Origin of the sequence: Limnospira indica PCC 8005 (assembly GCF_000973065.1) — a bacterium.
Lineage (GTDB): Bacteria > Cyanobacteriota > Cyanobacteriia > Cyanobacteriales > Microcoleaceae > Limnospira > Limnospira fusiformis.
In genome coordinates this window covers 591,922-605,839 of sequence record NZ_FO818640.1, presented here as the reverse complement: position 1 = coordinate 605,839, position 13,918 = coordinate 591,922, and the positions used below count along the sequence as shown (strand labels likewise).

Genomic DNA, 13,918 nt, shown 5'->3' with positions numbered 1-13,918 from the left:
TCACCAGAGTCTTCATAACCCGCCCCTATAAAGTTACCCAATCACCCTGATACTATTACTATTATTTTTTAGCAATCTGTTATCTTTCCGCGTCCATCACCATCCGTAGGGGCGGGTTCTCCCATCCATCCTCTATTTCACCAGAATCTTCATAACCCGCCCCTATCCTAGTTTTTCCCGTAGCTTGTCCGATGCGAAGCACCCTACGCGGGTGCAGCAGTCTTATCCTGTGTGCTGTGGCTGGCTTTAGCACCGGGGCGGGTGTAGCAGTCTTATCCTGTGTGCTGTGGCTGGCTTTAGCACCGGGGCGGGTGTAGCAGTCTTATCCTGTGTGCTGTGGCTGGCTTTAGCACCGGGGCGGGTGTAGCAGTCCTATCCTGTGTGCTGTGGTGGCTTGGGGCGGGTGCAGCAGTCTTATCCTGTGTGCTGTGGCTGGCTTTAGCACCGGGGCGGGTGTAGCAGTCTTATCCTGTGTGCTGTGGCTGGCTTTAGCACCGGGGCGGGTGTAGTCCTATCCTGTGTGCTGTGGCTGGCTTTAGCACCGGGGCGGGTGTAGCAGTCCTATCCTGTGTGCTGTGGCTGATCGCGCACCCGCCCCTACAGGGCCCGCCTCTACAACTTTTCGGCAACCTTCTCCAGAATCTGCCATAATTATTGAAATTGATACAGGAACTAAAAATACCTTAGTTATATGTCGGTTCAATTTTTTTACTTACCTGAAATTGATGTCAAGACCGTTGCTGATTACCTACAAAAGCCTACCCAAGAGGTGCAGCTTATTGATGTTCGAGAACCTCAAGAATTGGCGATCGCTAGTATTGATGGTTTTGTCAATTACCCCTTGAGTGAACATCAGCAGTGGTCAGAGTCCATTTTCTCTGAACTTGACCTCCATAAGGAAACTTGGGTAATGTGTCATCATGGCAGACGTTCAGCCCAAATGGGTCAGTGGCTCATTCAACAGGGTTTTACTAATGTTAAAAATATTACCGGGGGCATTGATGCTTACTCTGTAATCGTTGATGATACCGTACCCCGCTACTGATTTCGCAGAACAAAAAGAGTCCGCGCTATGCGGACTCTCCTGGGATAAACAGAAGGCTGTCGAGTTCATTCTGTTGATCGACTCGATTTATTCATACCGTTACTTATATTTCGTCTACTAGCCGGACCCGTCCCCGCCGAATTGAGTACAATAGGCGATCTATGGATCGTAGTTCTTCTTTTTCTAAGGATTCATCTAGTACCGCTGCCATTAGACCATAGCGATCGGCTTTAGTCAGCGCTCTGGTTTCAGTTACCGATGCAGTGATTTCGGAGAGTGCGCCGGGAAGTAGTTTGACTGGAGACATAAGTGCGTTTTGAACTCGACACTTTTATCATCCTCCATTTCTCAGATTAGATCCGTGATCTGCTCTCCCACCATCAGTGATTATACAGATGTAATTTGGTGAGTTAAAACACTTATAGCTGGTGATAACTGTCACAGTTACATCCAATAGGTTTCACTTATAGCTGCTCTAATCACAACTTATCTTTAAACACTAGAAATCTCAAACCCTTAATTAATCTAACTCCCGTCTCCCTTCTAACGCCCGCGCTAAGGTCACTTCATCAGCATATTCTAAATCTCCACCCACAGGTAAACCAAAAGCAATACGAGTTACCCTCGTAAAAGGCTTCAGTAATTGGCCTAAATATAATGTCGTCGTTTCCCCTTCCACGCTTGGGTTAACCGCGATAATCACTTCCTTAACCTGTTGTTGACTAACCCGCCTCACTAGGGGTTGAACTGTTAGTTGTTCTGGTCCAATTCCATCCATCGGGGAAATTACTCCCCCCAAAACATGATACAATCCTCTATATTCACGAGTCTTCTCTAACGCAATTACATCCCGTGAGTCGCTAACTACACATATCGTTTCGCGATCGCGTTGCGGATTACGGCAAATTTCGCAAACAGGTTCCGCTGACAGGTGAAAACATACCTGACACAAACCTACCTGTTTTTTCGCTTCCAACAACGCCCTCGCTAAAGCCTGTACTTCTTCCTCTGGCCGTTTGATAATATGAAGGGCAAGTCTTTGGGCAGTTTTGGGGCCAATACCGGGCAGCCTCTGGAACTGTTCGATTAGACGGGCTAAGGGGCGTGTGTAAACCGTTGTTTTTCCTCCATTTATGCGCTCACACAATAGTATATCCCCTTACCAGTGGGAACCGAATTATGTTAAGTTTTGTAACAAAAAATTAATAAATGTTACAAAAAATTTCTGTTTTGGGGGTTACCTTGCTTTTTGGGTTGACTTATGGTATTATTTTAGAAAATGGAAATATATTCAATTTTTTTATTTTTGCAAATATCCAATTATATAAAAATATGTCAATAATATAGCATGAGTTCCCGTCGCCTGTCAACCCCCCCCAGCCACCCTGGCTGTACATTTTTTTAAAAATTGAACAAAAAATCAACCATAAAGCCAAAAAAAATCCACCGACGCGGTGGCGGTGGAACTACAAAGGATGATGGTGTGAGGAGCGAGTTACTAAACTTGCTTGCTTACAGTGTTAAGAATAGTCAGGCCTTGTTACAGCCCTGTGTCATGTGTATGAAGATTTTGTGACACCTGCCAGAAGCCAACTAGAGTCTTGTTGCAGTTGATAATTCGTAGATGTTTCTTGTGATCCGGGTTTGGTGGATAATAAGATTTGTTAGTTAAGCAGTATGGGTAGTTTTGTGGCACAAACATTTCAAGCTAAAGTTTACGTCACCCTTCGTCCTTCAGTGTTAGACCCAGCCGGGACGGCGGTTCGTTCCGGCGTTCAGCAGATGGGATATCAAAATGTCGAACAAATCCGAATTGGTAAATATATAGAGGTGACACTCCAGGCGGCGGACGAAGCGGAAGCAGTCCAGCAAATTGATCAAATTTGCGATCGCATTTTAGCCAACCCGGTCATCGAAACCTATCGTTTTGATTTAACCCCCCTATCGGAAACTGCAACCACTACAGCCCATTAGATATGAAATTTGGTATCCTAGTTTTCCCTGGTTCTAACTGCGATCGCGATGTCGCCTGGGTGACACAGGGACTTTTAAACAAACCCACCCGCATGGTGTGGCACCAAGATACAGACCTTTCTGATATTGATGTGGTAGTCATTCCCGGCGGGTTTAGTTATGGTGATTATCTGCGCTGTGGTGCGATCGCCCGTTTTTCTCCCATTATTCGCGCTACTATTGACCATGTAAATGCTGGTAAATTCGCGATCGGTATCTGTAATGGTTTCCAAGTTTTAACCGAAGCCGGACTTTTACCTGGGGCTTTGGTTCGCAATCGGGATCTGCATTTTATTTGCGATCGCGTTCCCATCAGAGTTGTCAATAATAAAACTCCCTGGACTAGAAAATATCAACCTAATGAGGTGATTACTCTTCCTATTGCTCACGGTGAGGGTTGTTACTATGCCGACGAAAAAACTCTGGCACAATTAGAAGATAATAACCAGGTCGTGTTCCGCTATGAAGGCGATAACCCTAACGGTTCTCTCAATAATATTGCCGGAATTTGTAACCAATCCGGTACTGTGGTCGGTATGATGCCTCACCCCGAAAGAGCTGCTGACCCTATGTTGGGTAATACTGATGGCATTAAAATGTTTGAAGCTGTATTACAACAAGTAGTTAGGGCTAGGGTTTAGTTATCAATTCTCAATTCTACTTTAATGGCGGGTTCCACAGTTAATGAAACTTACTGCGATATTAACAAACCCGCCCCCCTCACCTATCCCCTTATATCATCGAGCATAGTTAAGTTTTGCTGATAGATAAATTTCCAAGGTTTTGAATTTTAAAAGTATGTTAAGAATTGTTAAAATTTTATTGAGAATATCTCTCAAACACTTGACGAATTTATAGGGGTTTTGGTATGCTATAAATAATCGCATCCAAGGGCTTCTTGTGTTTTTACGCCAAAAAAGAGGCTACAACCCTTATTATATCGCGGATTATCAATATTCTCTGGCTAAAACTTAAAATCACGATGCACGAGTTTTGGGGCTAAAATGGACGGCTCAAAATCTGGCTATTGACAAAAACGCCATTTTGTGCGTTATGGCTCATCTGGCGGTTAGGGGCATAAAAAACTAAGTAATTTTCCCCATATCAATGAATGGAAAATAAATGATGATTTAGTATTGACAAACCCTGGAACTTGACCTATTATAGAAGCATGGGAATCTGTGGCGACATATATATAGGATTATCCCCAAAAGTATCGACCACTAGGCGGGAAGATAACAGAAGCAAAAGCCATACAATAAAAAGCGATGATTCAAAAACTGTTAGTGACAGGTGCGAGCGGTTTCTTGGGTTGGAATATATGCCAGGTAGCCAAATCTGAATGGGAGGTTTACGGAACGTATAATTCCAGTCCGGTGATAGAGAGTGGTGTCAAATTTATCAAAACTGATTTGACGGTATTAGGAGACTTAAAGCAGGTATGGGAAGAAATAAAACCTGATGCGGTCATTCATGCAGCGGCGGCTTCAAAACCGAATTTTTGCGAAGAGAACCCGGATATATCTCATAAAATTAACGTGGTGGCGGCTGGGGATATTGCGAGTTTGTGCGGCGCGGCGGGAATTCCTTATGTGTTTACTTCGACTGACCTAGTATTTGATGGTTTAAACCCTCCGTATCGAGAAACTGATCTAGTTTGTCCGATTAACACTTATGGGGAACAGAAAGTGAAAGCGGAAGGGGAAATATTAGCCAGATATCCGAAAGCTGCTATCTGTCGAATGCCTTTAATGTATGGGATAGCCTCGCCTCATGGGGGTAGTTTTATCCAGGGATTTATCAAAACGCTAAAATCGGGAAATTGCCTCAACCTGTTTGAGGATGAATTTCGCACGCCAGTTAGTGGCAAGACTGCGGCTAGGGGGTTACTGTTAGCGATTGAAAAAAAGGTTAATGGGATATTACACCTAGGGGGAAAACAGAGGATATCTCGCTATGAGTTTGGCTTGCTAATGGCGCAGGTGCTAGATTTACCAGCGGATAGAATTACGCCAGGAAAGCAACAGGATGTTAAATCGATCGCACCCCGTTCTCCCGATACATCCCTAGACAGTTCCCAAGCGTTTGATTTAGGATATGAACCCCCTTCAATTATGGAAGAGTTGGCAGCATTACGGGGTCTAGTTTAAGGTTAACTAGAAACTACATTAGCAGAATGAGCGATCGCATCAGGAACCTCAGCTTCCAAACGACGGAGACGAGGACTGCGATAGGCAATAATGACGGCAGCAATATTAATTATACCGACCCCACACAAAAGCAAAGCACTTCCCCGTCCGGGTCCCATACCGATAATATGTCCGACTCGATCTGCCAATATTCCCCCAGGCTGCATCATGGGTTCAAAAATGCCATCAACCAAAGGTCCGACGCTGAGTTGTGTTACGACTAACAAGGATTTTTCAAATAACCCTTGTAAAGCGAAAACTCGTCCTTGCAGATATTGGGGAACTTTGCATTGCCAGATAGTTTGGTTGCTGCTGATGACAATGGGCTGGGAGAATAGATAACCAAATCCGCCAATAGCTGCTAAAAATAGGGTAGGTTGAAATCCTCCTAAACATAAACAGAGTCCCTGTAGGGCGACAAACAACAGAATTCCATTAACTTGGCGTTTTAATCCTCCCCAGGCGCTGACTACTAGGCTACCGAATAACATCCCGCAACCACTAATAGATAACACTATCCCCAATTGGGAACTAGATGCAAAACTGAGAATAATCGGCCAGAAAAGAACCTGGATCATTCCTTCTGTTAGATAAATGACTGCAAAAAATAGCATTAACCCTAACAGTCCCGGACGCGCGGCTACATAATCCCACCCGGAGCTAATTTCTCCCCAGATCCGTTCAAAGTTAACGGTTTTGCGATCGCTTGATGCGACTGGTTTCGGATCGGGAAGCCTCACACTCAGCAGAGCAATGGTGGCTAGTACATAGGTGGCAAAATCAAAGACTAATACCCCCTGCAACTGGACAGCTTCTACTAAAAATCCGGCAATGGTCGGACCCAAAATTCTAGCCAGCGCCCGCGATATCTGTACCATGCCGTTAGCTCGACCTAAATGCTGTTTGGGAACAATTTGGGCGATCGCTGCCATGTAAGCTGGAATATGGAAGGCGTTAGCGACGGAACTGATGCTAACGGCTATGTAGATGTGCCAAATTTCCAGGCTGCCGGACTGTAACAGGATCATCATCCCTATTGCTGTCACACCTGTGGTAGAATCAGCTATTAGCATCACCCAACGTCGGTTCCACCGATCTACTAGCACCCCTGCTATAGGGGAAATTAGCAGATTGGGTAGATAGGCTAACACCATGATCAGAGCAAACAGGGTTAGGGAACCTGTGGTCTGATAAGCCCACACCCCTAAAGCGAAGTCTGTGATGTATGTGCCGACTACGGAGATAATTTGTCCTAACCAGATTCGCAAGAAGATTTGCATAGTCTATTGATTTATCGAAAAATGGGCAGATGCGGGAAACACAAAGTCAGCCAGCAAATAGTAATAGCTTCCCTTAGTCCCTGTCAATCAAGTGGGTTTCTCATTGCCTCGCATTTATTGACAACGATTTCCCTATTGTCGGCTTTTTCGGTAACTTTGGGGACTATTCAGGAATAAAAAAGCTAATACTGACCTGAGATGAACTATGGTGTTGGGATAAGGGCGATAAGATTAAGTTCTGGTGAGGCTTTTATGGCAATTTTTCCGATTTCTAAATGATATCGAAGGGGTCCCGGCTCTCAAAAGCCATATATATGTCGGCACAGATTCCCACAATAAAATTGTATGTCAAGTGCCGAGGTTTGTCAACTGTTTAAAGGTTAATTAAATGCGGGGCGCGTCCAACCCCAGCGTTATCGGTAGCGATCATTAAGCGATCGCCATCAAGTTCTGTAGGGGGGGGTTAAAAACTAGCAAAGACCCATGAAAATTCGGGTCTTTAATTCTTGGGATATGAAGATATCGGCCAAATTTCTATATATATGCGGCCACAGATTCCCATGCTTATATAATAAGTCAAGCCCTAATATTTGTCAATAGAAAATGGAGAATTTGGGTAAAAATGTGAGGGAAGTTAAAGGGGGGGTAGGAAGTGGCAAAATGTGGTTTGATCAAAAAGATGGGATATGCAAGCCAAATGACTGAGTATCAAACGTTAGTAGACCTACTGCGCGATCGCGCCGAAAAATTAAGAGACCAAAACGCCTATACATTTTTAGCGGACGGAGAAACGGAGTCGGGGCGCTTAACCTATAGGGAACTAGACGAACAAGCGAAAGCGATCGCCACAGAAATTCGTCGCCACGTCCCCCCCGGAACCCATGTATTAGTAGTGTATCCCTACACCACCGGACTAGAATTTATCGCGGCTTTTTTTGGGTGTCTGTATGCGGGGGTAGTAGCGGTAACGGATAACCCACCCCGGTCTAGCCAAGGATTAGGAAAACTGCAAGAACGCATCGAATTATCAAACGCTACAATAGCCCTAACCAGTAAACCCTTGTTATCCCATATACAAGGACTATTAAAAAAAGTGCCGGAATTAGCGCCCAAATTCGAGCAACTCCCCTGGATAACTACAGACAGTCTAAACCCGAAGCTAGGAGAGTCCTGGTCTCCCCCAGACATCAACCCGGAAACCCTAGCATTTCTGCAATATACTTCGGGTTCTACGGGAACACCAAAAGGAGTAATGGTGACTCACCAAAACGTCCTACACAACTCGGAAATGATTTATCAAGCCTTTGAACACAGGGGGGAAAGTCAAGGCTTGATCTGGCTACCCCTATTCCACGATATGGGACTTATTGGGGGAGTCATTCAACCGCTATATGGTGGTTTTCCGGTAACGTTAATGTCTCCGGTGGCGCTAGTACAGAAACCCATGAACTGGTTAAAAGCCATATCTCGGTACCAAGCGACGACCAGCGGCGGGCCGAATTTTGCCTATGATTTACTGTGGCGACAGGCGACCCCTAGTGAGATCAAAAAATTGGATTTAAGTAGCTGGGAGGTGGCATTTTCTGGGGCTGAACCTGTCCGCGCCGAAACTTTAGAGAATTTTGCCAAAACGTTCGCGGAGTGTGGTTTTCGACGATCGGCTTTTTATCCCTGTTATGGTATGGCGGAGACGACTTTATTTATTTCTGGGGGTCGAAAAGCAGATCTTCCGGTGATTCGCTATGTCGATCGCACGGCTTTGGAGGAAAATAAGGTGGTAGCTGTGGAGAGTGATCATCGGTCGGCGAAAGCTGTGGTTGGCTGTGGTCATGGTTGGCTAGGGGATGAAATTGTCATTGCTAACCCGGAAACCCTAACCCGTTGTGCTGAGGGAGAAGTAGGGGAAATTTGGCTGCGCGGCGCGGGTATTGGTTTGGGTTATTGGAATAACCCAGAGGAAAGCGATCGCACGTTTAAGGCTAAATTAGGTAATCAGGGTGGGTTTCTGAGGACGGGTGATCTGGGGTTTTTGGAGAATGGGGAATTATTTATTACGGGTAGGATTAAGGAGATGATGATTCTCTGGGGTCGCAACCATTATCCCCAACATATTGAACAAACTTTAGAAACCTGTCATGATCAGTTACGTCCGGGCTGTGGGGCGGCTTTTTCGATTGAAGTGGAGGGGGAAGAACGTCTGGTCATCGCCTACGAGGTACAACGGCAATTTCTGCGAAAGCTGAATGTCGAGGAGGTTATTGGCGCTATCCGTCATGCGATCGCTGATCAGCATCTAGCGGATGTTTTTGCGGTAGTATTACTGAAAACTGGAACTCTCCCGAAAACTACCAGCGGTAAGGTCCAACGCCAAGTCTGTGGCCGTCAGTTTCTCGCGGGAACTCTGGAGGTGGTCGGACAATGGCAATGTCAGGAGTTGCAACAAAGCAATATTTCTGACCTGGTGCGCCGGGAACAAGTTAACAGTTAATCAACAAACATCAAGCAGCTTTGGCCAGGGCATCGCAACCGGATCTCTTTGGTTGCCCCTGGTCTTGTATAATTAAATATACCTGTATTACTATATGGGTGATTAATCAAATAAGGAAAAGTGCTATTTATGACTGAGGTAGGGTTACAGAGCAATTTTAAAGATAAACTGCGAAATTTCTTAATTTATGGCATTGGCGAACCGATATTAAGAGGCTTAGAAACATCGATTGGTAAATATTCCAAAATTGGAGATACGGCATTTTTTGACGCTGCCAAATACCCGGAACATTTCCAATGGGTTGACCTGTTAGAAAGGGATTGGCATTTAATCCGCCAGGAGGTAGACGAACTGTTAAAATATCGGGATAATTTGCCTAATTTTCAGGATATTTCGCCGGATCAAGCCTATAATACGAGTACGGATAATTTATGGAAAACCTACTGTTTATATGGCTATGGAGTTAAATCTGCGGAAAGTTGCGATCGCTGTCCTGAAACCACCAAAATCATCCAACAAATCCCAGGTTTAAAAACGGCATTTTTCTCTATATTACTGCCGGGCAAACATATCCCGGAACATCGGGGACCATACAAGGGGGTAATTCGGTGTTTGTTAGGTTTAAAAGTGCCGGAACCCCGGGAAAAGTGCCGTCTGCGAGTGGGGGATGAAATCCGGCATTGGGAAGAGGGAAAATGTATGTTATTTGACGATTCATTTCCCCATGAAGCGTGGAATGAAACGAATGGAATTAGGGTAGTGTTATTCTTGGATATTGTGCGACCTTTAAAGTTTCCTTTGTCGGCAGTTAATGAGTTATTGATTAAACTAATTGCGGCTTCTCCATACATTCAGGAAGCGACGGCGAATCAGAAAAAATGGAACGATCGCCTAGACCAAGTATGGCAGAGAGATCCACAAAATTCCCGACAGTAACCCGGGGTAATTTATAGCCAGTATAATGATTAATCAAAAAACGGCGTAAACTTGAAGCGGGCTATAAGCCTGTAGACTCTAGGGATGTAATTATAGTCCCTAGGGTCAGCCGGAAAAGATGATGTCAGCATCCAATCAACAAAAAAGTTGCCAAAAAATTAAAATAGGTTATATTATCCAAGAGACCGGAAACTTTTTCGCTTACTCAATCACTTATTAAGACTTAATGACTGCTTTCCAACATCCGTTTGATGCAGCAACGTTAATGGAAATATTAAAGGGTCGAGCCATCCATCAACCCCATCAAGTTGCTTATAAATTTTTAGTGGATGGAGAAACTGAAACCATCAGTTTAACCTACCAAAAGTTAGACAGAATATGTCGAGCGATCGCCGCCCATCTCCAAAGCCTCAGCCAACCGGGAGAGAGAGCCTTACTACTATATCAACCGGGCATAGATTATATTACGGCATTTTTTGGCTGTTTGTATGCAGGTATAGTACCAATTCCGGCCTATCCGCCGCGCCCCAACCGCTCGCTGTCGAGGATTATGGGTATCTTAGAAGACGCGGACTCTCACCTAGCCCTAACCACAGAATCTGTGCTACCGAGTCTACAGCGGCAATTTGGGGAGGTTTGGGAACTACAGAAACTGAACTGGGTTGCCACAGATAAGGTAGCCGAAAGTTGCAGCGATCGCTATGAGGACCTAAGCATCAACCCGGAAAGTTTAGCGTTTCTCCAATATACATCAGGTTCAACGGCTACCCCCAAAGGGGTGATGATCAGCCACCAGAACCTGATGCACAATTCGGGCTGGATTTATGAGAAATTCGGTCACAACCAGGACAGCATAGGGATGATCTGGCTACCACCCTATCACGATATGGGGTTAATTGGGGGGATTATCCAGCCCCTATATGGAGGATTTCCGGTGGTGTTAATGTCTCCGCTAATGTTCCTCCAACGTCCTATCAGGTGGCTAGAAGCAATATCAAGACATGGTGCGACCACCAGCGGCGGGTCAAACTTTGCTTATGACTTGTGCGTGCGCCGAGTCACACCAGACCAAATAGAAACCCTAGACCTGAGTAGTTGGGATTTAGCATTTAATGGGGCGGAACCGATATCCCATGAAGTGTTAGAAAAATTTGCGCGGACGTTTGCTAGTTGTGGATTTAATCCCCAGGCTTTCTATCCCTGCTATGGTATGGCGGAGGCTACCCTAATCGTCAGTGGCGGCGATAAAACTCAACTACCGACGTTGAAAACGATTCAAGCATCATCCCTAGAACAACATCAGGCGATCGCCACCAACGGTCACGCCGAGAATACTCGCACAGTAGTAGGCTGTGGCTCAAGTTTGGAAGATCAGGCGATCGCCATTGTGGACCCATCCACGGGGATACCCTGTGAACCCGGACAGGTAGGAGAAATTTGGGTATCAGGACCAAGTATCGCCCAAGGTTACTGGAATCGACCATCAGAAACCGAGTCCATCTTTAGTCAATATCTAGCCACCACCGGAGAAGGACCATTTTTGCGGACTGGAGATTTAGGCTTCATCGAAAACGGCGAACTATTTATTACTGGTCGCCTGAAAGATGTAATTATCATTAACGGCCGCAACCATTATCCCCAAGACATAGAATGGACGGTTGAACAAAGTCACCCCTTAATCCGTCCTAGTTGTGCGGCGGGATTTTCCGTAGATGTGGGGGGGGAAGAAAGGTTAGTGGTGATTGCAGAAGTAGAACGCTACTATTGGAAACGGCAATCTAGTCCTCGTCGTGAAACCTCAACCAATGTTTCCAGGGAGGAATCCTTCAGCACTAAGGACCTAATTCAATCAATCCGGCGTGCGGTTTCCCAAAATCATGATTTGCAAGTTTATAGTACCCTGCTACTCAAACCTGGAACCATTCCCAAAACATCAAGTGGTAAGATCCAACGTCATGCTTGCCGTGCTGGTTTTCTAGCGGGGACTTTGGAGGTAGTCGAAGACTAAACTTATTCTGCCCGTTAGAGGTAATAACAGAAACAGCAAAGGATTGATCAGATCGGCTTCGTGGCACAATAACCGTCTAGGTGCGATTTAAGATTCACCGCCGACGGGCTGCCTAATCTGCCCCGGAATCTTGCATAGCCAGCCTAAAATGTGATGGAGGAGTGAATAGTGCAAGTGTTGAACCACTCTTGGAATGGAAAAGATATTGACCAACTGGGTAGCCAACCTAAATCGCCAAATTCTGTGGGTTTATCCCCTGATGCGGAAGCGATCCAAGGCTGGTTAATTACCCAAATGGCTGAGAGATTGGGGTTAAATCCAGATGACATTGATATTGATGAAGACTTTGCCAATTATGGCCTTAATTCTATTGAGGCGGTTAATTTATCTGGAGACCTGGAAAATCAATTTGGACGTAGACTTCCCCCGACGTTACTGTGGGATTATCCGACTATTAAGGCGATCGCTGATTATCTAGCCCAGGATACCACCCCTAAAGCGACAACCAACAGCAGTGGTCAGTCTGTGAGTCCACAACAGGCACAACAACTGCTAGAAAGACTCAATCAAATGTCCGATGCCGAGGTAGAGTCCCTGCTGAATTCAATGTTGTCTGAACAGGAAAATCATTAATGACCAATATATCCGATCGCACCGCTAACCTTTCACCACAACAAAAACGGGATCTGCTTGCCGAATTGTTGCGCCAAAGAGCCACCAGCCAAACCTTACCAGATATTCCCCCGGAATACTATCGGTTTGAACTGTATCCAGAATACCTGAAAATTAAACAGCAACAGCAGGAAATTGCAGCCTTGGGCATTAATAACCCCTTCTTTGCCCCCCAAGAAGGTATCGCCAGCAATACCACGATTATTGACGGTCGTGAGTTGATTAACTATGCTACCTATAACTATTTGGGGATGTCTGGTGATCCGATAGTTTCCCAAGCTACGAAGGATGCTATAGACCGCTATGGTACATCGGCTTCCGCCAGCCGCCTGCTTTCGGGGGAAAAACCTATTCATCGGGAGTTAGAAAAGGCGATCGCCAATTTTATCGGCACCCAAGACAGCATCGTTTATGTTGGCGGTCATGCTACCAACGTCACCACCGTTGGCCACCTGTTTGGACAAAATGACCTGATCCTTCATGATGTCCTCAGCCATAATAGTCTATTACAAGGCTGTTTACTTTCGGGAGCCACTACTATTGCTTTTCCCCATAATGATTGGGAAAGCCTGCACCAAATTCTCAAAGACCGCCGCCACCGTTATAGACGCACTTTAATCCTGATAGAAGGCATTTATAGCACCGATGGTGATATTCCCGATCTACCCAGGTTTATTGAGTTAAAACAACAGTATAAAGCCTTTCTGATGGTGGATGAGGCCCATTCAATTGGGGTATTAGGTCAACATGGCCGAGGGCTTAGTGAACACTTTGGCGTTGACCCCAATGATGTAGATTTGTGGATGGGAACCCTTAGTAAATCTTTCGCCAGTTGTGGGGGATATATTGCGGGGTCTAGTGCTTTAGTGGAATACTTGAAATATACGGCCCCCGGTTTTGTCTACAGCGTGGGTATTTCGCCACCTAACGCGGCATCGGTTCTGGCTTCAATTAATGTGTTAATATCAGAACCAGAACGGGTGCAAAGACTACGCGATCGTGGTCAATTGTTCCTGAATCTCGCTAAACAACATAATCTCAACACAGGAACCAGCAAAGATTCGCCCATTATTCCGATTATTGTGGGCGATTCCCTGGCTTCTGTGCAACTGTCCCAAAATCTGTTTCATCGGGGTATTAACGTCCCATTTATGTTCTATCCTTCCGTTCCTCAAAATGCAGCCCGTCTGCGTTTTTTTGTTACCTGTCAGCATACGGAAGAACAAATTTATCAAACGGTGGAAATTCTCACCGAAGAAATTGCACAAATGGCGGTTTCTTAGAACC

At 45.4% G+C, this 13,918-nt stretch carries 13 protein-coding genes; 10 read left to right on the top strand and 3 right to left on the bottom strand.

Going from position 1 to position 13,918, the window contains the following annotated elements; genetic code table 11:
- Window positions 1–336: 336 nt before the first annotated feature.
- Entirely contained in the window at window positions 337–459 is a 123-nt protein-coding gene (locus tag XZ46_RS37450; RefSeq protein WP_008056966.1) for a hypothetical protein, read from the top strand.
- Window positions 460–691: 232 nt separating this feature from the next.
- Window positions 692–1,045, top strand: a complete 354-nt coding sequence (locus XZ46_RS02725) for a rhodanese-like domain-containing protein (protein ID WP_006621712.1) — start codon at window positions 692–694, stop codon at window positions 1,043–1,045.
- Between the two features lie 103 nt (window positions 1,046–1,148).
- On the opposite strand, the gene XZ46_RS02720 is transcribed toward XZ46_RS02725, so the two are convergent.
- Entirely contained in the window at window positions 1,149–1,352 is a 204-nt protein-coding gene (locus tag XZ46_RS02720) for a hypothetical protein (protein ID WP_006621713.1), read from the bottom strand.
- A gap of 213 nt (window positions 1,353–1,565) precedes the next feature.
- Window positions 1,566–2,192, bottom strand: a complete 627-nt coding sequence (gene recR / locus XZ46_RS02715) for a recombination mediator RecR (protein ID WP_006667941.1) — start codon at window positions 2,190–2,192, stop codon at window positions 1,566–1,568.
- Between the two features lie 530 nt (window positions 2,193–2,722).
- Here recR and purS point away from each other — a divergent pair.
- The 3 genes from purS (at window position 2,723) to XZ46_RS02700 (ending at window position 5,208) form a co-directional block, all read left to right on the top strand.
- Entirely contained in the window at window positions 2,723–3,019 is a 297-nt protein-coding gene (purS, locus tag XZ46_RS02710; RefSeq protein ID WP_006621716.1) for a phosphoribosylformylglycinamidine synthase subunit PurS, read from the top strand.
- Between the two features lie 2 nt (window positions 3,020–3,021).
- Window positions 3,022–3,699, top strand: coding sequence for a phosphoribosylformylglycinamidine synthase subunit PurQ (gene purQ / locus XZ46_RS02705; RefSeq protein WP_006621717.1), 678 nt, complete (start codon window positions 3,022–3,024; stop codon window positions 3,697–3,699).
- A gap of 627 nt (window positions 3,700–4,326) precedes the next feature.
- Window positions 4,327–5,208, top strand: a complete 882-nt coding sequence (locus XZ46_RS02700; protein ID WP_008056972.1) for an SDR family oxidoreductase — start codon at window positions 4,327–4,329, stop codon at window positions 5,206–5,208.
- Window positions 5,209–5,210: 2 nt separating this feature from the next.
- Here the strand turns inward: XZ46_RS02700 and XZ46_RS02695 are convergent, their stop codons facing one another.
- A complete protein-coding gene (locus XZ46_RS02695; protein ID WP_006621720.1) occupies window positions 5,211–6,527 on the bottom strand; it encodes an MFS transporter in 1,317 nt (438 codons plus the stop codon).
- Window positions 6,528–7,224: 697 nt separating this feature from the next.
- On the opposite strand from XZ46_RS02695, the gene XZ46_RS02690 reads away from it, so the two are divergent.
- From XZ46_RS02690 to XZ46_RS02670, 5 genes are all read left to right on the top strand, one after another.
- Complete coding sequence (locus XZ46_RS02690; protein WP_008056975.1) at window positions 7,225–9,015, top strand: fatty acyl-AMP ligase; 1,791 nt, start codon at window positions 7,225–7,227, stop codon at window positions 9,013–9,015.
- A gap of 129 nt (window positions 9,016–9,144) precedes the next feature.
- Entirely contained in the window at window positions 9,145–9,951 is an 807-nt protein-coding gene (locus XZ46_RS02685) for an aspartyl/asparaginyl beta-hydroxylase domain-containing protein (RefSeq protein ID WP_048894901.1), read from the top strand.
- A 226-nt stretch (window positions 9,952–10,177) separates the two neighbouring features.
- Window positions 10,178–11,959 (top strand): fatty acyl-AMP ligase, encoded by a 1,782-nt coding sequence (locus tag XZ46_RS02680; RefSeq protein ID WP_006621724.1) that lies wholly within the window; start codon window positions 10,178–10,180, stop codon window positions 11,957–11,959.
- Between the two features lie 168 nt (window positions 11,960–12,127).
- Window positions 12,128–12,592: an acyl carrier protein gene (locus XZ46_RS02675; protein ID WP_008056980.1), complete on the top strand. Its 465-nt coding sequence runs from the start codon at window positions 12,128–12,130 to the stop codon at window positions 12,590–12,592.
- Complete coding sequence (locus tag XZ46_RS02670; RefSeq protein WP_006621726.1) at window positions 12,592–13,914, top strand: aminotransferase class I/II-fold pyridoxal phosphate-dependent enzyme; 1,323 nt, start codon at window positions 12,592–12,594, stop codon at window positions 13,912–13,914. The genes XZ46_RS02675 and XZ46_RS02670 overlap by 1 nt, the downstream gene beginning before the upstream one ends.
- Window positions 13,915–13,918: the final 4 nt, after the last annotated feature.